13 protein-coding genes and 1 pseudogene are annotated in these 18,782 nt (G+C 65.7%); 4 read left to right on the forward strand and 10 right to left on the reverse strand.

The features are described 5' to 3' along the window. Window positions 1–14: 14 nt before the first annotated feature. Complete coding sequence (locus F8237_RS03895; protein WP_151642483.1) at window positions 15–770, reverse strand: hypothetical protein; 756 nt, start codon at window positions 768–770, stop codon at window positions 15–17. A 291-nt stretch (window positions 771–1,061) separates the two neighbouring features. Here F8237_RS03895 and F8237_RS03900 point away from each other — a divergent pair, with 291 nt between their 5' ends. Together F8237_RS03900 and F8237_RS03905 are read left to right on the forward strand one after the other, a co-directional pair. After that, complete coding sequence (locus F8237_RS03900; RefSeq protein WP_151642484.1) at window positions 1,062–2,108, forward strand: ABC transporter substrate-binding protein; 1,047 nt, start codon at window positions 1,062–1,064, stop codon at window positions 2,106–2,108. After that, a complete protein-coding gene (locus F8237_RS03905; protein ID WP_151642485.1) occupies window positions 2,105–4,795 on the forward strand; it encodes a hybrid sensor histidine kinase/response regulator in 2,691 nt (896 codons plus the stop codon). Before F8237_RS03900 ends, F8237_RS03905 begins: the two co-directional genes overlap by 4 nt. Here the strand turns inward: F8237_RS03905 and F8237_RS03910 are convergent. Then, window positions 4,788–5,684, reverse strand: coding sequence for a LysR family transcriptional regulator (locus F8237_RS03910; protein ID WP_162005862.1), 897 nt, complete (start codon window positions 5,682–5,684; stop codon window positions 4,788–4,790). The genes F8237_RS03905 and F8237_RS03910 overlap by 8 nt on opposite strands. A 132-nt stretch (window positions 5,685–5,816) precedes the next feature. Between F8237_RS03910 and F8237_RS03915 the strand changes: the two genes are divergently transcribed. Both F8237_RS03915 and F8237_RS03920 read left to right on the forward strand, forming a co-directional pair. Continuing rightward, window positions 5,817–6,755: a ring-cleaving dioxygenase gene (locus F8237_RS03915; protein WP_151642486.1), complete on the forward strand. Its 939-nt coding sequence runs from the start codon at window positions 5,817–5,819 to the stop codon at window positions 6,753–6,755. Then, window positions 6,752–7,378 (forward strand): alpha/beta hydrolase, encoded by a 627-nt coding sequence (locus tag F8237_RS03920; protein ID WP_151642487.1) that lies wholly within the window; start codon window positions 6,752–6,754, stop codon window positions 7,376–7,378. The genes F8237_RS03915 and F8237_RS03920 overlap by 4 nt, the downstream gene beginning before the upstream one ends. Before the next feature lie 154 nt (window positions 7,379–7,532). On the opposite strand, the gene F8237_RS03925 is transcribed toward F8237_RS03920, so the two are convergent. The 8 genes and pseudogenes from F8237_RS03925 to F8237_RS03960 all read right to left on the reverse strand — a co-directional run bounded on the left by F8237_RS03925 (window position 7,533) and on the right by F8237_RS03960 (window position 18,670). Then, window positions 7,533–9,566, reverse strand: a complete 2,034-nt coding sequence (locus F8237_RS03925; RefSeq protein ID WP_244626074.1) for a methyl-accepting chemotaxis protein — start codon at window positions 9,564–9,566, stop codon at window positions 7,533–7,535. 295 nt (window positions 9,567–9,861) lie between these two features. Further along, window positions 9,862–11,502 carry an amidase family protein gene (locus F8237_RS03930; protein ID WP_151642488.1) on the reverse strand — a complete coding sequence of 547 codons (1,641 nt, stop codon included), beginning with the start codon at window positions 11,500–11,502 and terminating at the stop codon, window positions 9,862–9,864. Between the two features lie 257 nt (window positions 11,503–11,759). Beyond that, window positions 11,760–13,255 (reverse strand): annotated as a pseudogene (locus F8237_RS03935) (ABC transporter substrate-binding protein). Window positions 13,256–13,309: 54 nt separating this feature from the next. Next, window positions 13,310–14,314 (reverse strand): ABC transporter ATP-binding protein, encoded by a 1,005-nt coding sequence (locus tag F8237_RS03940; protein ID WP_151642489.1) that lies wholly within the window; start codon window positions 14,312–14,314, stop codon window positions 13,310–13,312. Beyond that, window positions 14,311–15,321, reverse strand: coding sequence for an ABC transporter ATP-binding protein (locus F8237_RS03945; protein WP_151642490.1), 1,011 nt, complete (start codon window positions 15,319–15,321; stop codon window positions 14,311–14,313). The genes F8237_RS03940 and F8237_RS03945 overlap by 4 nt, the downstream gene beginning before the upstream one ends. Window positions 15,322–15,323: 2 nt before the next feature. Then, window positions 15,324–16,217, reverse strand: coding sequence for an ABC transporter permease (locus tag F8237_RS03950; protein ID WP_151642491.1), 894 nt, complete (start codon window positions 16,215–16,217; stop codon window positions 15,324–15,326). Beyond that, window positions 16,214–17,164 carry an ABC transporter permease gene (locus F8237_RS03955; RefSeq protein WP_151642492.1) on the reverse strand — a complete coding sequence of 317 codons (951 nt, stop codon included), beginning with the start codon at window positions 17,162–17,164 and terminating at the stop codon, window positions 16,214–16,216. The genes F8237_RS03950 and F8237_RS03955 overlap by 4 nt, the downstream gene beginning before the upstream one ends. Window positions 17,165–17,248: 84 nt before the next feature. Then, the gene (locus F8237_RS03960) at window positions 17,249–18,670 is read right to left on the reverse strand and encodes an amidase (RefSeq protein WP_151642493.1); all 1,422 of its coding nucleotides are present in this window, start codon (window positions 18,668–18,670) and stop codon (window positions 17,249–17,251) included. Window positions 18,671–18,782: the final 112 nt, after the last annotated feature.

The following is an 18,782-nucleotide window of genomic DNA, read 5'->3' on the forward strand; positions in this document are numbered from 1 at the left end:
GGCATTTGCGCCGATCAGAACTGGCCGGGCGGCAGCTTGAAGATGTCGGGGCTCTTGGCATCGGCCACGTAGAACAGCAGCAGGCTGGTGGGCGTCAGCACACGCTGGTTGTTCTCCTTGTTCTCGAACGTGCCCTGCAGCAGCAGGATCACCGAACGGTCCCTGGCGTCGCTGCCGCGGAACATCACGATGCCGCCAGCAACCGGCATGTTGACCGCGATGGAGTCCGGCTTGAAGCCTTCGCCCATGAAATGAGCGCGCAGGATGTTGGCGTTGGAAAACAGCTTCTCCGGCGTCATCGCCGTGTCGGTCCCCTTCGACCAGACCGCGCCGACCTGGATCAGCGACTTGGACTTGTAGCCGAACACGTAGGAGAGCTCGGCGGTGCCGCCGTTGGGCAGCAGTTCCGGAACGGCGAGCAGCAGGCTGCGCGTCAATTCCGACGCGTTGTCCTGGATCTTGATGGCGTCGGGCTTGGCGTTGAAATCCTTCGTCATCGCCGCGCGCACATCGGCCTCGTTCATGCCGAACTTGGCGGAGCGGAAGCCATCGATCGCCTTGGCCGTCTTGTCCTCGCCCGTGGGGGTCTCGGCCGCAGCCGTCGACGTCGCGCCAGCGGTTGGTGCGCCGGCTGCGGCAGGCGCAGCACCGGCCGCGGCGGCTCTGGGGACGGCCTTCTGCTTCGGCACCGCGCCTTGGGCCGCAAGCGGTCCGGCTGCAACAGAGGTGAGCAGGCCGACGAGGGCCGGGATGAGGTAGATTCTGCGCATCGTAAACCTTCGAAAAAGCTTGAAACAACGGCTCAAAAATCAGCAGTCACGAAATCGGCTTCCCCGAACCGTCGTCGAAACCGAGACGGGAATGTTGCAATGCCACAAGGCCTTACAAAACGTCACGGAGCAGACAAGGCTCGAAACAGCGACTCCCAAGGCGCGTAGGAATACGGTATCGGGCTGCCCAATGCTGCGAATGAACATTCATACGCGTCGATTTTCATCAATTGTGGCCGTTAGCCTTTCGCGTTATGCACACGGCTGGAAATAAGTTTTGCGAAACATTTCATGATCAAGCGGCCTGCTCCTGCCCACACCGTGCCGGCGCCTGCCCGCCGCGATTTCCTCCGCCTTGCAGGTACAACTGCCGCGGGATTCTTCGCGCTCGGCGCAACATCGGATCGCATGCGAATCGTGGCGTCGCTGACCAGCCTGTCGCTCGATGACGAGCTGACCAGAAGGAACATGTCCGACGGCAACACGACCTCTCGCCTCGGCGGCCTCATCGCAGGGTTGAAGCAGCGCGGCTGGGTCGAAGGGGTCAACTACCGCTTCGAGATCCGTTCGACCTTCGGCGGACCGGACAAGCTGAAGACCGCGGTGCAGGAGCTGATCGGGCTCAAGCCGGACGTCATCCTGACCGGCTCGACGATCGAAACCGCGGCGATGCTGGGTGCCACCAGGACGATTCCGATCGTTTTCGCGACCGCAAACGATCCCGTCGGCAACGGCTTTGTGGAAAGTCTCGCACGTCCCGGCGGCAACGTCACCGGCTTCACCAGCAGCACCGCCGAGATGGGCGGCAAATGGCTTCAGCTCATCAAGGAGGCCGTGCCTGATATCGCGCGCGTCGGCGTCCTCTACAATCCGGCGACGACACCGCGCGCCGGCCGCTTCTTCCTCGATTCCGTCGAGCAGGAGGCCGCGGCAGCCGGCGTCGGCGTGGTCCTCGCCCCCGTCAGCGCGCCCGCCGACATCGACGCCGCGATCGGCCGCTTTGCCGCGCCGCCGAAGGCCGCGATGATCTCGCTGGTCGACAGCTTCCTGGTGATCAACCGGCAGGCGATCGTCGCGACAGCCGCGAAATACCGCGTTCCCATGATCTATCCGTTCCACTATTTCATGGATGCGGGCGGCCTGATGAGCTACGGCCCGACGCTCGAAGTGCGCTCGGCCGATTATGTCGACCTGATCCTGCGCGGCACCAAGGCCGGCGATCTGCCGGTGCAATCGCCGCGAAAGTACGAACTGCTGATCAACCGCACGGTCGCCCGCACGCTCGGATTGACCATCCCCTTCACATTGCTCGCGCGCGCCGACGAGATCCGCGAGTGAACGAAGCGGTCGACCAGGAGCAGTTGCGGACGCCTCCGGGCCGGCTGTTCCGAAAATACCTCGTCTCGATCGTCGCACTCGTCTTTGCCGCCCTCGCCATCAACACAGGCTTCGACGTCTGGTTCTCCTATCGCGAGCAGAAGCAGCTGCTCGCGGCGACGCAGCGCGAGCAGGCCGCATCCGCGGCGATCCAGATCGGCCAGTTCATCGGCCAGATCGAGAACCAGATCCGATGGCTCTCGCGCCTGCCCGCGGAGCTGTCGACCAACGAAGACGATCGCCTCAACGCCATCCGCCTGCTGCGCCTCTCACCCGCGATCGCGGAGATTACCGAACTCGACGCGCAAGGCCGCGAGCAGGTGCGCGTGTCGCGTCGCGTCGCGGACAGGGTCGGCAGCAAGGTCGACCTCTCCACCTCGCCGGCCTTCCGCGGCGCCAACGAAAGCCGGGCCTATTACGGACCGGTCTACTTCTTCGGCGACACCGAGCCGTTCATGACGCTCGCCACGCGCGGGACCGGCCCCGCGCCGAATGTGGTCGTCGCCGAAGTCAATCTGCGCTTCATCTGGGACCTCGTCGCCGGGATCAGGGTCGGTAACACCGGCAAGACCTATGTGGTCGACCGCAAGGGCGTGCTGATCGCGCATCCCGATCTGTGGCCGGCGCTGCGCCGCTCCGATCTCTCCGGCCACGCCGACGTGCGCGCCGCGCTCGACGGTGTGGGGCCGTCCTCGAACGGCCTGGTCAAGGAGGACCTGTCGGGCCAGCGCGTGCTGTCGACCTATGCGACGGTCCCCTCGCTTGGCTGGGTGGTGTTCGTCGAGCTGCCGCTCACGGAAGCCTATGCACCGATCTACGCGTCGATCGGACGCTCGACGTTTCTCCTGGTCATCCTGCTCGCGATCGCGGTTCTGGTGTCGCTCTTCCTCAGCCGGCGCATGACCGTGCCGATCCAGATGCTGACGCAAGGCGCCAAACGGATCGGCAGCGGTGATCTCGGCCTGCGGCTCGCGATCAAGACCGGCGACGAGCTGGAGGCGCTCGGCGATCAGTTCAACCGGATGGCCGCGCATCTGCGCGACTCCTACGCCACGCTCGAGCGCAAGGTGATCGAGCGGACCTCCGAGCTCGAGAAGGCCCGCGACCACGCCCTCGCCGAACATGACTCAGCCGAACGCGCGCGCGGCGTTGCGGTTGCCGCCAACCAGACCAAGTCGCGTTTCCTCGCCGTCGTCAGCCACGAGCTGCGCACGCCGCTGAACGGCGTCATGGGGGTGCTGCAACTGCTCGATGACGGCAGCCTCGGCGACGCCGAGCGCCGACATCTGGCGACCGCGGCGGCGTCGGGCGAGACGCTGATCGCGCTGGTCGACGCCATCCTGGAATATGCCCGCCTGGAGGCCAGCACGGAGACGCTGGAAACGCGCGACTTCCGCCTCCACCAGCTGATCGAGACCGCCGTGGACCTGATGCGGCCGCAGGCCTTCGCCAAGGGCCTGACATTCGACCTCGCCTTCGACGAAACGATCAACACATCGGTGCATGGCGATCCTGTCAGGCTCAACCGCATCCTGCTCAACCTGATCGGCAACGCGATCAAGTTCACCCCGCGCGGCGGAATTGCCTTGAAGGCGACGGCCGAGCGGCACGTCGATGACGTGCTGCTGCACGTCACCGTCCGCGACACCGGCATCGGCATCGCGCCCGACATGCACGAGCGCATCTTCGACGATTTCGTCCAGGCCGACGACAGCATCGCGCGGCGGTTCGGCGGCACCGGGCTTGGCCTTGCGATCGCGCGGCGCCTCACGGGCCTGATGCGCGGCGAACTGACCGTGGAGAGCACGCCGGGCGCGGGCAGCACCTTCACGCTTAACGTGCCGCTCGGCCATGCCGCGAGCGGCATCGCGCAAGGTGCGCTTCCGCCGCCGTCGCGGCAGCTCCGCGTGCTGCTGGTCGACGACGATCCCGTCAATTGCGAGGTCGGCGAAGCGATCCTGAATCGGCTCGGCCATCACCCCACCATCGCGCGCAACGGCGCCTCGGCCATCGCGCTCGCCCGCGAGCAGGCCTTCGACGTCATCCTGATGGATCTGCACATGCCCGACATGGACGGCGTCGAGGCGGCCTCACGGATCGGCAAGCTCGGCCTGCCGAAGACGCCGCGCATCATCGCCGTCACCGCCGACGTGTCGCGCAGCGCCCGCGAGCGGCTCGCGGGCGCCGGCATCACCAGGATTGTCGGCAAGCCGATCCTGATCAATGCGCTGCGCGAGGCGATCGAAGACACCCCGGACGCGCCGGCAGCAGCGCAACTCGCCGCAGGTGCGTTGATCGACCGGCATTTCCTCGACGACCAGAAGGAGCTGCTGGGTCCGGCGCAAATCGCAAAGCTGCACCTATTGCTAGAAGAGACCAGCGACAAGCTGATCGAGGACATCGCCAAGGCCGCGGCGACCGGCGATCACAAGCAGCTTGCGCGCTCCGCGCACCAGCTCGGCAGCGCCGCCAGCGCGCTCGGCCTCGTCCGCCTGTTCGAGCGCTGCCGCGAGGTCGAGGAGGCCGCCAACTCGATGTCCCGGCCCGAGTGCCAAAGCGCCGCACGCCAGCTCGCCGCGCTTCGCGATGCTTCGATGAATGCGCTGGATGATCTGCTTGCCCCTGCCGAGCAGCGGTCGATCAACTAGCCGCTACTCCCCCAAACCGCTCCACCAGAAAATCGATGAACAGCCGCACCTTCACCGACAGATGTCGCGTCGGCGGATAGACCGCATAGAGCGCGAGCGGCGGCGCGGAATAATCGTCGAGCACCGTACGCAGCTCGCCCTTCTTCAACGCGTCGGCGGCGATGAAGTCCGGCAGCAGCGCGAGCCCCCTGCCCTTGATCGCGACGTCGCGCAGCACTTCGGCATTGTTGACGCAGAGTGTCCAGGCCGGCTGGATCCAGTGGTCGCCATCGCCGCCGGTGAGCTTCCACTGGTTGCCGGTGAGCAGGAAGCCGTAGGTTAGCGACACATGCTCGCGCAGATCCTGCGGATGCTTTGGCGTGCCGTGTCTTGCGAGATAATCCGGCGACGCGCAGATCATGCGCGCGACCGGCATGATTTTTCGCGCGATCAGGCTGGAGGATTCCAGCTCCGCGATCCGCAGCGTCACGTCAAAGCCGTCCTGCACGGGATCGAGCAGATCGTCGCTCAGCACGATCTGGAGCTGAAGCTCGCCATGGCTCGCCATGAAATCAGCGAGCACGGGACCCAGCCGCATGGTGCCGAACGACATCGGCGCGTTGACGCGGAGCAGCCCGCGCGGCACCGACTGGGCCTGCGTCACCGCCTGGTCGGCGGCCTCGATCTCCGACAGGATCACGACGGCGCGCTCGAAATAGCGCTGGCCGATCTCGGTCGGGCTGGCGTGGCGGGTGGTCCGGTTCAGCAGCTGGACGCCAAGGCTTCCCTCGAGGTCGGCGATGTACTTGCTGATCGCCGAGCGCGACAGCCGCAGCTGGCGGCCGGCCTCGGCAAAGCTGCCACTTTCGACCACCTTCACGAAGGCCCGGAGGCTGCCAACCTTATCCATGGGCCGGCCCCGGCGATTGTTTCCAAATCGTAGACATAGACGTCATATTTGCATGGATTGTCTCCAATCCAAACCGGAACGATATTTCCGCCCAGAGAGCGATACCGCTCGTACGAATTCTGGAGGACGACAATGTCTGGACTGCACCACGTCACCGCGATTGCCGGCGACCCCATCCGCAATTTCGGCTTCTACACCCGGGATCTCGGCCTGCGCTTCGTCAAGAAGACGGTCAATTTCGACGATCCCGGCACCTACCATTTCTACTATGGCGACGAGACCGGCCGCCCCGGCACCATCCTGACCTTCTTCCCCTGGGCTGGCGCGGCCCCCGGACGTCGCGGCGTCGGCGAGACCCATCAGACTGCCTTCCGTGTGCCGCAGCGCTCGCTGGGCTATTGGACGCAGCGCTTCACCGAGAAGGGCATCGCCTACGAGGCGCTGGAGAAGCGTTTTGGCGAGTCCGTGCTGCCGTTCACCGACCCTGACGGCATGGCGCTGGCGCTGGTCGGCATACCCGGCGCCGAGAACGAACCCGGCTGGAGCAATGGCGAGGTGCCGGCCGAGCACGCGATCCGCGGCTTCCACGGCGTGACCCTGCTGCTCGACAGCGCGGCGAAGACGGCTGCCGTCCTCACCGACGTGTTCGGCTTCAAGGAAACCGGCCGCGAAGGCTCCGTGATCCGCTTCAAGGCGCCGGGCGATGTCGAGGGCAGCGTCGTCGACATCTACGAGGCCAAGGGTTTTCTGCGCGGGCATCAGGGCGGCGGCTCGGTGCACCACATCGCGTTCCGCGCGGCTGACGATGCCGAGCAGGGCAAGATGGCGCAAAAGCTCGTGAGCAATCACGGCCTGCATCCGACCGAGCAGCGCGACCGCAACTACTTCCGCTCGATCTACTTCCGCGAACCCGGCGGCGTGCTGTTCGAGATCGCGACCGACATCCCCGGCTTCGCCGTCGACGAGCCCGTCGCGACGCTGGGACGGGACCTGAAGCTGCCAAGCTTCCTCGAGCAACACCGCAAGCAGATCGAGGGCGTGCTGCCGAGCCTGGAAGAGAGCGTGTCATGACCGAGAGTGCATTCATCCACCATTACGAGCCCGCGACCAGCGCGGGCTCTCCCCCGCTCCTGCTGCTGCACGGCACCGGCGGCGACGAGAACGACCTGCTGGGCCTCGGCAAGATGATCTCGCCCGGCTCCGCTCTGCTCTCGCCGCGCGGCCGCGTGCTCGAGCACGGCATGCCGCGCTTCTTCCGCCGTCTCGCGGAAGGCGTGTTCGATGAGGAAGACGTGCGCCGGCGTGCGCTCGAGCTTGGCGACTTCGTCACGGAGGCACGGAAGCAGTACGGCATCGCCGCGCCTGTGGCCGTAGGTTTCTCCAACGGCGCCAACATCGCAGCGGCGCTGTTGCTGCTTAAACCGGACGTGCTATCAGGTGCGATCCTGCTGCGCGCCATGGTGCCGCTGTCGGATCCGCCGAAGGCGGAGCTCAATGGCAAGCCGATCCTGCTGTTGTCCGGACAGACCGATCCGATCGTGCCGGCGAGCAATTCGGCAAAGCTGGCGACGTTGTTGTCGGAAGCCGGTGCACGTGTCGAGCACAAGGTGCTGCCATCAGGTCATCAACTGTCGCAAGCCGACGTGACGCTGGCGCGAGGCTGGATCGGCAAGGTCGACGCCAAGGCGGCTTGATCTCGAGGCCGCTTGAACCAACGAGCGGCGCATCGTTTTTAAGCGGTGCGCCGCTTCGTGTCGCCGGGCCGATGCACGCCCACAACAGGCGGCAAAAAATCCCCCGCTCGATACCGGCGGCCCGACGCGATTGTCGCTAGCCGGGCCTAAAGGTTCATGCCGAACGAACGGTACTCAGGAATTTCCCAACCTCGAGTTTAAGCCGGTTGCTGTCACCCGACAGTGACTTTGCGGCGGCGAACACCTGGGTCGACGCCGATCCCGTCTCGGTGGCCCCGTGCTGAACGTCGGTGATGTTTGACGAGACTTCCTGGGTGCCCACGGCAGCCTGTTGCACGTTCCGGGAAATTTCCTGCGTCGCGGCGCCCTGCTCTTCGACGGCCGAGGCGATCGTGGCGGAAATCTCCGAGAGCTTTTCGATTGTCCCGCTGATCTCCTTGATGGCACCCACCGAGTCCTGCGTAGCACGCTGGATGCCGTCGATCTGCTGGCTGATCTCGCCGGTCGCCTTGGCGGTCTGTTCCGCGAGTGCCTTGACTTCGGAGGCCACGACTGCAAAGCCACGGCCCGCCTCGCCGGCTCGCGCGGCCTCGATCGTGGCATTCAGCGCCAGCAGGTTGGTTTGACCCGCAATGGAGCTGATCAGCTCGACGACATCGCCGATCCTTGAAGCTGCCCGCGACAGCTCCGATACCCGATCATTGGTTCGTCGGGCCTGGTCGACGGCCTCGTTGGCCATCCGCGCCGATTCCTGAACCTGGCGGCTGATTTCGACCACCGAACTGGTGAGCTCTTCGGTCGCGGAGGCGACCGACTGGACGTTGGTCGAGGCTTCTTCCGAGGCCGCGGCCACCGCCGCCGTCAGGTCCTGGGCGCGTTCCGCGGTCGCCGTCAGCGTGCTTGCTGACGCCTCCAGCTCGGTCGAAGCCGATGAGACCGTATCGACGATCTCGCCGACCGCCCCTTCGAAGTCGTCGGCCATCTTGATCATGTCGGCCTTGCGCTGCTGCGCGACCATCTGCTGTTGCCGGGCCTGGGCTTCAGCCTCGTCGCGCGCTTTCTGCTCGGCATTTCGGCCGATCACCACGACCGTCTTGGCGATGTCGCCAACCTCGTCACCACGGTTTGAACCGGGGATCTCGACATTCAATTCGCCGTCGGCCAATTTCGTCAGGGCGCCGTTCAGCCGCGTCAGCGGCCGTGCGACGCCGACGAAGGTGAAGATCACCGCGCCGATCAACGAGATGATGACGGCAATCGCGGCTGCAAACGCGACGCGGTTGGCCTGGGTCAAATCTGCGGTCGCCTGCTCTTTCGCTTCGGCGGCCATTTTCTCGGCGATATCCACCGCGGTTCGCATCAGTTCGATGGCCCGACTGGCGCGCGGAAGCGTCTGGACCTCGACCATATCCTTCTTGACGATTTCCAACTGGAGGGCCTCAGCCGTTGCGGACGCAAAGCCTTTCGCGTCTGCTGAAAGTGTATCGACAAAGGCCGACAACTCCTTCGAGTCGGCAGCAACCTTTGCCGCCTTTCCGAGCGCACTGGTCAGTCGTACGCCGCGGGCCTCAATCGCCTTCTTTTGGGCCTCTTCGCCCTTCGACGCGAAACGCCAGGTCGCAGCACGCACCGCATTGAACATGGAATCCGCTTCAAAGAGAGTCTTCTCGATCTCGACCCGGTTCGTCGCTGCCGCCAGCGCGGGCGACGCCATCGCATCGTCCATCGCCTTGGCCCAGCTGGTGCTGAGCGCGTTCCTTTTCTCCAGGACGGCGAAGATCTTTGTCTGCGTATCAGCAAGCTCGGTAGCCGCCTTGTGATACTGTGCCATGAGCGCGTCGATGTTGACCAATCGTTCCCTGTTCTCGGGCCGGACGACGCGTTCGAGCGCAATCCCCAGCTCCTTCTTTGCCCTGGCAAACGCTTCGTTCAGCGCCTTTCCGTGCTTCTCCACGTCGGCGGACGTCGTCGACAGGCGGAGGTCGCGGACCGACAGCTGCATTCTTCGCAGCCCGACATTGGCCTCCAGCGCGTGATTGGCAATCGTCTCCTGGGCGTCGGCTCGCTGGTTCGACCGCACAATCGACACTTCGGACATCATCTGATTGACGAGCATTCCGCCCGCGAGCACGACGCCGAGTATTCCGACCGCGCCAAGCTTGTTGCCGATGCGATTGATCTTGATCATTGAAAATAGCCTTTAGAAAATCGGGAAAGACCTGCCTCATCAATATAGGCCTGTCCGTGCCGGTCGCCGTTAATCGACCCAACCGTGAAATTACGGAGGAAAACTCTGATCTGGATCAAATGCGAAAGCAAAGGCGTGCGTTTGCCGCCTGCAGTTCTGCCGGTTTCCGATACGCGCCGTATCCCCGCACCGCACGCCTATCGAAATTCCTCAATTCCTATTTTCTGAATTCATTAACGGCCGTTGCAGGCGCGGCGATACGCCGCAATCGTGGACTTCCGGAACGGCCGGGAATCTAAAGCGTCGATAACCGCGGCGGCGGCTTGCGCATGTTCGAGGCCTGCTCATAGGCGTAGGCCAGACGCAGCAGCTTGTGCTCGCTCCAGGCACGGCCCGCGAAGGTGATGCCGAGCGGATAGTCGGGCGTGTCCTTGTCGTCGGCCCCCGAGATGAATCCGCCCGGCACCATGACGCTGGGATAGCCCGCTTTCGCGGCGATCACGCAGCCTGCCGCGCCAGGAAACAGCACCGCGTCGAGCTTGTGCTGGTTCATGTAGGCGTCCATGCCGCGCGTCCTGGCGGAAAGCAGGTCCATGGCCCGAGCCGATTTGTACTCGCGCTCGCTGAGATCGCCTCTGGTCATCTCGGCGGCGAGAAACAGGTCCTGGCCGAAACGCAGCGCGTTCTTCGCATGCGCCGCGTTGAAAGCCACGATATCCGCCATGGTCTTCATGTCGGTATTGGTCGCCCAATCCCTGAGGTAAAGGTTGAGATCGCGCTTCAGCTCGTAGAGGAAGACGATCGGCGGCGTCGCCACATTGCCCTTGTGACGGCTCAGCGGATTGCGGTTGAGCACATTCATGCTCGTCCCCGGTCCGCCGATCCATCCAGGTGTGGGCATGTTGGCACGCACGATGACGGCACCGAGATCCTCCAGCACCTTGATCGCGTCGGCCATGACCTTGGCCGATCGGGGCGGCAGCTTGCCGTAATAGCGATCGTTCAGCGGATCGTCCGCGTCGCTCGGCACGCCGATGCGCGCGCCCTTCATCGCGTCGTTCGCAAGATCGGCGGTGTAGTCGGCCGGCCGCCGTTGCCGCTCTGTCGCGGGATCGAGCGGGTCCTTCGCCGCCAGCACGTTGAGCAGCAACGCCGCGTCACGCACGGTGCGCGTCATCGGCCCGGCGGTGTCCTGGCTGTGCGAGATCGGCACGATGCCGGCACAGCTGACCAGCCCGACGGTCGGCTTCACGGTAACGAGGCCGTTCATGCTGGCGGGATACAGCAGCGAGCCCGAGGTCTCGGTGCCGATCGAGGCCGCGCACAGGCCGGCCGCCACGGCGACCGCCGAACCCGCGCTCGATCCGCCCGGCAGCACGACCGGAATGCCGCGATCGTCCATCAACTCCGGCGCATAGGGGTTCTTCACCTGACCACCCAGCGAGGAGTAGCCCGCAGGCATGTCGGCCGCGAGGATGTTGGCGAACTCGGTCAGGTTTGCCTTGCCCAGGATCACCGCACCGGCCTTGCGCAGCAATTTGACGACGGTGGCGTCTCTCCTGGCGCGCGCACCCTCCAGCGCCAGCGAGCCCGCCGTGGTCGGCTGCGTGTCGGAGGTCGCGATGTTGTCCTTCACGAGGATCGGGATGCCGGCCAGCGGCCGCCTGGCCGACGGTTTTGTCTCGTCGAGCTTGCCCGCGATCGACAGCGCATCGGGATTGAGCGCGCGCACGGCGTTGAGTGCGGGCCCGCCGCGATCATAGGCTTCGATGCGCGCGAGGTAAGCCTTGGTCAGCGCCGCCGCCGTGACCCGCCCGCTGGCCAGGGCCTGAGCGATCTCGCTCATGGATGCATTGTCGAGTTGCAGATTGGCCGGCGCCCCGGTGCTGACAGCAGTCGCGGCGAGGCGAGCCTCGCGACGGGATGGCTTCTTCATGGCGTGCCTCGCCTGACGGCGCGTCCGAACCATGACGCCGCGATGATGCTATATTGCCAGTGTTTTGCCCGACGGGTCAACGACACCGCCGGCCCGCGCAAGCCGCCGCGTGGATCGCGCAAGCCATTGAAATTACTCACCCCGGCTACTGTGCATGGGGTTGTTTTTCAGCTTTTTGTTTTTGGGCTCACAAAAAATGACCTCTCTCCGATGGAGAGAGGCCATTGTTCAGCGACGACTTGATTTGATCGAGCGCCCTACTCCCAGGACCAGGTCGAGAAATCGTTCTCGTATTGCGGGATGTCCTTCCAGACGCCCTTCAGCTTCTTGTTGGTGATGGTGATCAGCTGCGGCTGGTAGAGGAAGCCGGCGACCGCGTCGGTCGCCAGCATGCGCTGGGCATCGCCGAGCAGCTTGGCGCGGCCGGCCTCGTCGGGCGTCGCGACGATCTGCTTGTAGAGCGCGTTGAACGCCTCGTTGTTGTAGCCGAGGTAGTAGTCGGGCTCGGTGATCTTGACGAGGTCGATCGGCTCGACATGGCTGACGATGGTGAGGTCGAAATTGTGCGGGCCGTTGCCGGCGAACACCTGCGACAGCCACTGCGCCCATTCGACGTTCTCGATCTTGGCGATGATGCCGACCTTGGCGAGCTGGGCTGCCAGGATCTCGCCGCCCAGTCGCGCATAGGACGGCGGCGGCAGCTTCAGCGACAGCTCGAGCGGCGTCGTCACGCCAGCTTCCGCAAGGAGCTTCTTGGCCTTCTCGGGTCGTAGGGGTTGATGCCGGTGGTGTCGACATAGCCGAGCGCGCCGGGCACGTAGAAGCTGCCGATCGGCGTGCCGAAGCCGTCGGCCGCGCCGTCGATCATCGCCTTGCGGTCGATCGCCGCGAGGATGGCGCGGCGCACGCGGACGTCGTCGAGCGGCTTCTTGCGTTCGTTGATGCCGACGATGGTCTTGGCGCGGGAGCCGCCGACCATGACGTTGAAGCGCGGATCGGCCTTGAACTGGCCGATGGCGCGCGCCGCCGCAACGCGCGGGAACGCATCCACGTCGCCCGAGAGCAGCGCCGCGGTCTGCGCCGCGGGATCGGAGATGAAGCGGATCGTCACCTTCGACAGCTTGATCGCGGCGGCGTTGCGATAGTCGGCCCATTTGTTCAACGTGATCGAGGAGCCCTTGGCCCAGGCCCCGAGCTGATAGGGCCCGGTGCCGACCGGCTGCGTGCCGTTGGTGCCGGCGCTCTTCGGCTCGACGATCGAGCCGCTCGCCTGTCCGAGCAGGAACGGCAGGTTCGGCTCGGAATATTTCACCGAGATCACGACCGTGTCGGCGTCTGGCGCGTCGACTTTCTCGAAAGCCTGGAACAGGCTCTTGTCCTTGTTGGTGCTGGTGGCAATCGCGTTGCGCTCGAACGAGAACTTCACGGCGGCGGAATCGAACACCTCGCCGTTCTGGAATTTGACGCCCTTGCGCAGCTTGAACGTGTAGGTCTTCAGGTCAGCCGATGCGGTCCAGCTCTCCGCCAGCAGAGGCGAGACCGAGCCGTCCTCGTTGATCTTGGTCAGCGTCTCGTAGATGTTGTAGAGCGTGACTTCGGCGATCGCGGCCGCAGCCGCAATGGTGGGATCGAGCCCCGGCGGCTCCAGCGCCATCGCCATGACGACGCTGTCCTTCTTGCTCTGCGCCAGCACCGGCAGCGGTGCCGCGACCAGCGCGGCGGCAAATGCGACGATCGATAGTTTCTTGAGCATGCGTAACTCCCCGGCCTTCTCTGCTTCCCAGCCTACGCCAATTCCATGGGGATACTAACCTTCCATGGCCGCTTGCGGCAACGCCATCACCGCCTCCGCCTTGTGGCAGGCGGCAAGATGCGTCTCGCCGACCTTGCGTAGCTCAGGCAGGACCTCGCGGCAATGCTGGTCGGCGAGCGTACAGCGCGCGACATAGGGACACCCGCTCGTCACAGCCGATTGCGAGGCGATCGCCTGGGCCCCGCGCCGTCGCCGGCCCCCGCCGGCGCGCGCCCGCGGCACGGCGTCCAATAGCGCCCGCGTATAGGGATGGGCGCAGCGCTCGAACAGATCATCCGGCCGTCCCTGCTCGACGATCCGGCCGAGATACATCACCGCGACCTCGTCGCAGAGATAGTCGACCACGGCGAGGTCGTGACTGATCAGGACGTAGCTGAGGCCGAACTGCTCCTGGAGGTCCTGCATCAGGTTCAGCACCTGCGCCTGCACCGAGACGTCGAGCGCGGAAACCGGCTCGTCGGCGACGATCAGCTTCGGCTGCGTGATCAGCGCACGCGCGATCGCGATGCGCTGGCGCTGGCCGCCGGAGAATTCGTGCGGATATTTGTCCATGTCCGCCTCGCGCAGGCCGACCTGTTTCAGCACCGCCGCGACGCGGGCGCCGAAGGTGGTGCGGTCGGCGCCGCCAAGCACGGTCAAGGGCTCAGCGACGATACGCGCGATAGTCTGGCGCGGGTCGAGCGATCCGTAGGGATCCTGGAACACCATCTGGAAGTCGCGGCGGGCGCGGCGCAGCTCGTCGGCGGAGATCTGATTGAGGTCGCGCCCGAGCAGCGCGACCTGCCCCGACGTCGGCCGCTCCAGCGCCATCACCACGCGCGCAAAAGTGGACTTGCCGGAACCGGATTCGCCGACGATGCCGAGGCTCTTTCCCGTGGCCACCTGCACGCTGACGCCGTTGAGTGCGCGGACCTGCCCCGGCGGACGGAACAGGCTTTCGCGCGGCAGCGTGTAGCGCTGCTCGAGATCTTTGACGTCGAGAAGCGGCGCCACCGTCATGCGGACGCCCCGACATTCGCGGCCATTGAGACATCGGTGCGCACGCAGCGCACGCCATGCCCGGCTCCGACCTCGACCACCGCCGGCAGCGCCGCGCGGCACTTGTCCTCGACCAGCGGGCAACGATCGCCGAACGTGCAACCGGCCGGCAGGTCGGCAAGCTCCGGCACCGTGCCCGAAATCGTCGTCAGTCGCGTCCCCTTGCGCGCACCGAGTTTTGGGCGGGCGCGGAACAGGCCTTGGGTATAGGGATGGCCCATGCGGCGAAACACCTCGTCGGTCGGCCCGCTCTCGACCACCGTCCCGCCATACATCACCATCATGCGCTGCACGTTCTCGGCGATGACGCCGAGGTCGTGCGAGATCAGGATCATCGACATGCCGCGCTCCTCGACAAGATCGGCGATCAGATCGAGGATCTGGCCCTGGATGGTGACGTCGAGCGCCGTGGTCGGCTCGTCCGCGATCAGGAGGTCCGGCTCGCAGGCGAGTGCCATCGCGATAGTGACGCGCTGGCGCTGGCCGCCGGAAAACTGGTGCGGATAGGCATCGATCCGCCTGGCCGGATCGGGCAGTCCGACCCGGTCGAGCAAGGCGATCGCTTCCCGCCGCGCCTGCGCTGCCGAATATCTCTTGTGACGCCGCAGCGGCTCGGCGACCTGATGGCCGATCGTGTGCATCGGATTGAGCGCGGTCATCGGCTCCTGGAAGATCATGCTGATGCGATTGCCGCGCAGCTTGCAATAATCCGCATCGGGCAAACCGGCGAGCTCGCTGCCGTCCAACTTGATGCTGCCGGTGACGACCGCGCTATCCGGCAACAGCCCCATCAGCGACAGCGCCGTCACCGACTTGCCACAACCGGATTCGCCGACGAGCCCGAGCGTCTCGCCGCGCCTGAGTGCAAAGCTGACGCCGCGCACCGCCTGCGCCGGCCCGCGGCTGGTATTGAGGCGCACGCCGAGATTGTCGACGGCGATCAGCGGCGCAGCTTCGTGTGCAGCCATCGTCAGCGCTCCCGCGCCAGTCTGGGATCGAGCAGGTCGCGCAGGCCGTCGCCGAGCAGATTGAGACCGAGCACCGCGATGGCGATCGCAGCACCCGGATAGACCGCGAGCATCGGCGACTGGAACAGCAGCGTCTGCGCGTCGTTCAGCATCCGGCCCCAGGATGGTTGCGGCGGCTGCGTGCCGAGGCCGAGATAAGACAGCGCGGCTTCGGCGAGGATGGCGAGCGCGAACTGGATGGTGACCTGCACGATCAGGATCGACAGGATGTTGGGCAGCACGTGCTCGATGGTGATGCGGAACTTGCCCTTTCCCGACGCGCGCGCAGCCAGCACGAATTCGCGCGCCCAGATCGCGTTGGCGGAGCCGCGCGTCAGCCGGGTCAGCGTCGGGATCTGGAAAATGCCGATCGCGACGATCGAGGTCACCATGCCCGGTCCCACGACCGCGGCGAGCATGATGGCGGAGAGCACGGCCGGAAACGCGAAGGCGAAGTCGGAGAACCGCATGATGATCTCTTCAGTCCAGCCGCGCCGGGCCGACGCGATCAGGCCGAGGCAGACGCCGAAGGTGAGACCGATGCTCACCGCGATGACGCCGACCAGGATGGTCGAGCGCGCGCCCGCGAGCAGCAGCGAGACGATGTCGCGGCCGAAGGAATCGGTGCCTAGCCAATGCGCGGCCGACGGCGGCCGCAGTTTCGCGGCGATGTCGATCTCGTAAGGCGACCACGGCGTCCACACCAGCGAGAGCAGCGCCGAGGCAAGCACGATGAGGCTGAGCGCTCCGCCCAGCACCAAGCTGCGGTGGCGCAGCGCGCGGGCCCAGAAGGTCCGCGCCGACAACCGGCGCACCACGACCGGCGCATCAACCGAACTGGTCAGGGGCGCGCTCACAAATCGTGGACCTTGATGCGGGGATCGATAAAGGCGTAGAGCACGTCGACCACGAAATTGACGATGACGACCATCGCGGCCAGCAGCATCACGCAGTTGCGCACGACGATGAGGTCGCGATTGGCGATCGACTGGAAGATCAGGCGGCCGAGCCCCGGCAGGTAGAACACGTTCTCGATCACGATGGTGCCGGCGAGCAGATTGGCGAATTGCAGCCCCATCACCGTCATCACGGGAATCATGGCGTTGCGCAGCACGTGGCTCCACAGCACCTCGCGCTTGCCGAGCCCCTTCGCGCGTGCGGTGCGAACGAAGTCTTCGCGCAGCACTTCGAGGACCGCCGAGCGCGTGACACGCGCGAGGATCGCAGCCTGCACCACGGCGAGCGAGACCGCCGGCAGCAACAGCGACTTGATCCCCAGCCAGATGCCGTCCTCCCAGCCGGGAAAGCCGCCCGCGGACAACCATTGCAGCCGCACCGAGAACAACAGCACGAGGAGAATCGCGAACCAGAAGTTCGGCAGGGCGATGCCGATTTGCGTCAGCGACATCACGCCGACATCGCCGAGCTTGTTGTGGTTGGCGGCGGTGTAGATGCCGGCCGACAGCGCCAGCGTCACCGTGATCAGCATGGACATGATCGCGAGCGGAATGGTCAGCACCAGCCGTTCCGCGATCAGGCTGCCGACCGGGGTGCCATAGACATAGCTGTTGCCGAGATCGCCGATCAGCAGTCCCTTGATCCATTGCAGATAGCGAACCGCCAGCGGCTGGTCGAGCCCGAGCTTGACCGTGAGCGCGCGGACCGCGTCCGCCGAGGCGTCGGCTCCCATCAGCATCTGCGCGGCATTGCCCGGAAGTGCGTCCAGCACCAGGAAAATGATCACGGATGCGCCGACCAGCGTCGCCAGCAAGGTCAGGACACGTCGGAGGACAAAGACGCTCATGCGTGCTCAGGTTCGGGGCTCATCGGCGGCACGATCAACATGTCCGGCCGCCGGACGCAAGCCCTTTGCAGCGCGCGCATCCGTTCAGCCGGGCCGGCGCGACAGAAGATCGTGCGAAGCCTCGAACAGCGCGCTGGCGCGCAGCAATTCCGCGTCGGCACGGAAGCGGCCGACGAGCTGGAGTCCGATCGGCAGGCCGTCGCTGCCGAAGCCGCAGGGCAGACTGATCGCGGGGTGGCCGGTCATGTTGAACGGCATGGTCCAGGGGAACCAGTGCGGCCGGACGCTGTCGAAATGCGCCCCGTCGATCTCGATGGTACCGAACAGGTCCTGGTCGATCGGCAGCGCGGTGCGGGTGATGGTCGGCATCGCCAAGAGATGCCCGCGCGCAAGCAGGGATTGCACGCGGCGGAACAGCGCGGTGCGCGCGAACATCGCCTCCTGATAGGCAACGCCGCTGACATTGGTGGCGAGCGCGACCTGCTTGACGAAGGCCTCGCTGAGGACGTCGCCATGCTCGGCAACCAGTTTGGCGAAGCGCGTGCGCCAGACGGTGTGATTGATCGCGCGCCAGATCGGCTCGACGTCAAACCCCTCGCCGGAAAATTCCTCGAGCTCGGCCCCGAGGCTTGCCAGCCGGTCGAGGCTCGCCTTGAAGCTGGCCGCGACATCGGCGGACACCGGCCGTCCGGGAGGCGAAGCGCAGAACAGGATCTTTTGCCCGCGCAGATCGCCGCGCGGGGCGGCCGTGCCGATGAAATCGGGCACGGGGACACCGATCGACCAGGGATCGCAGGAATCCTCGCCGGCCATGGCCTGCATCATCAGGGCGGTGTCGGCGACATCGCGCGTCATCGGCGTGACGTAGGTCTGGTTACCGAACGCATCGAGCGCCTGGCTATGTGCGATCACGCCATTGCTCTGCTTCAGCCCGACCACGCCGTTGCAGGCGGCCGGAATGCGGGTCGAGCCGCCGCCATCGGTCGCGATCGCCAGCGGCGCGATGCCGCTCGCGACGGCCACCGCCGCGCCGCCGCTGGAACCGCCGGAGGAGCGCCGCGCGTCCCACGCGTTGCGGGTCCGGCCGAACAGTGGTGAATCGGTCAGGCATTTGCTGCCGAACTCGGGCGTCGTGGTCTTGCCGATCAGGATCGCGCCTGCCGCGCGCAGCTTGGCGACCGCGACGGCGTCCTCGGTCGGCACATTGTCCTTGTAGGGAACGGCGCCGAACGTGGTCTTCACGCCGCGCGTGTTGACGATGTCCTTCACCGTGACGGGGATGCCGTGCAACAGGCCCAGCGGCTCGCCCGCCATAAGCTTGCGCTCGGCGGAGCGTGCCTGCTCCATCGCCTCCTCGCCGCAGAGCGTGATGAAACAGTTCAGCTTGGGCTGGAGCGCCTCGGCGCGCGCGAGGACGGCCCGCGTGACCTCGACCGGGGAGATCTTCTTGCCATTGATGCGCTCGCGCAGCTCGACGGCGGACAGGAAACAGAGATCGGTGCTCATGGATGGACGGGCTCGCGTCGGGACGCGCGGACCTTGCCAGCGCGCACCTCACCTGTCCATTTCGGCTGACGCATGGCCGCAGTCCGCCGGGACATCTCGGAGAATGCCTGGA

The organism is Bradyrhizobium betae, assembly GCF_008932115.1.
Taxonomy (GTDB): Bacteria; Pseudomonadota; Alphaproteobacteria; order Rhizobiales; family Xanthobacteraceae; genus Bradyrhizobium; species Bradyrhizobium betae.

Excerpts from the sequence above, each read along its gene's own strand:
- F8237_RS03895 (WP_151642483.1), bottom strand. The coding sequence starts at position 770 with ATGCGCAGAATCTACCTCATCCCGGCCCTCGTCGGCCTGCTCACCTCT.
- F8237_RS03900 (WP_151642484.1), top strand. The coding sequence starts at position 1,062 with ATGATCAAGCGGCCTGCTCCTGCCCACACCGTGCCGGCGCCTGCCCGC.
- F8237_RS03910 (WP_162005862.1), bottom strand. The coding sequence starts at position 5,684 with ATGGATAAGGTTGGCAGCCTCCGGGCCTTCGTGAAGGTGGTCGAAAGT.
- F8237_RS03915 (WP_151642486.1), top strand. The coding sequence starts at position 5,817 with ATGTCTGGACTGCACCACGTCACCGCGATTGCCGGCGACCCCATCCGC.
- F8237_RS03920 (WP_151642487.1), top strand. The coding sequence starts at position 6,752 with ATGACCGAGAGTGCATTCATCCACCATTACGAGCCCGCGACCAGCGCG.
- F8237_RS03925 (WP_244626074.1), bottom strand. The coding sequence starts at position 9,566 with ATGATCAAGATCAATCGCATCGGCAACAAGCTTGGCGCGGTCGGAATA.
- F8237_RS03930 (WP_151642488.1), bottom strand. The coding sequence starts at position 11,502 with ATGAAGAAGCCATCCCGTCGCGAGGCTCGCCTCGCCGCGACTGCTGTC.
- F8237_RS03940 (WP_151642489.1), bottom strand. The coding sequence starts at position 14,314 with ATGACGGTGGCGCCGCTTCTCGACGTCAAAGATCTCGAGCAGCGCTAC.
- F8237_RS03945 (WP_151642490.1), bottom strand. The coding sequence starts at position 15,321 with ATGGCTGCACACGAAGCTGCGCCGCTGATCGCCGTCGACAATCTCGGC.
- F8237_RS03955 (WP_151642492.1), bottom strand. The coding sequence starts at position 17,164 with ATGAGCGTCTTTGTCCTCCGACGTGTCCTGACCTTGCTGGCGACGCTG.
- F8237_RS03960 (WP_151642493.1), bottom strand. The coding sequence starts at position 18,670 with ATGAGCACCGATCTCTGTTTCCTGTCCGCCGTCGAGCTGCGCGAGCGC.